We start from the raw sequence: 425 nt of genomic DNA on the forward strand, positions 1-425 counted from the left end.
CAGGGTGTTGTTCATATAACCAAACCCATTCTATTTTTTGTTGGAAGAAGCAGAAGAAACATCCTGAACGGCTTCTCGCATATTCGCCTTTTTTACCATTAATTTCAAATTCTATCTTATTATAATAGGCGGGTACACCAACACCGCTTTCTTCTAATATTCTAAAAATATCAGCCTTAACCAATATTTCGTCATTTTCTATAAGTGGAAATGCCTCTTCTTTTGCTAGAGGATAATCTGTTGTTTTTAAGAAGTCGAAAACTAAGTGATTAAAGGCTTTAACATTTGAGTCTAACAATGTGTTGAGTTTCTGATCAAAAGTAAAGTCCGGGGTTATTTTTCTGAACAAAACCTGATGTACTTTTTCTTGACTTTGACCGAAATCTGTATTTTTAAATATCGGAATTAGTTGCTCTATATTTTGG

The 425-nt window shown here is 33.2% G+C and carries 1 protein-coding gene; it reads right to left on the minus strand.

Annotated features, from left to right (window positions below):
• Positions 1 to 425: hypothetical protein (locus H4O21_RS28215; protein WP_220495865.1), on the minus strand; the 425-nt coding region annotated here is incomplete at both ends.

It is taken from the genome of Oceanospirillum sediminis (assembly GCF_014164585.1).
Classification (GTDB): Bacteria; Pseudomonadota; Gammaproteobacteria; order Pseudomonadales; family Halomonadaceae; genus Oceanospirillum; species Oceanospirillum sediminis.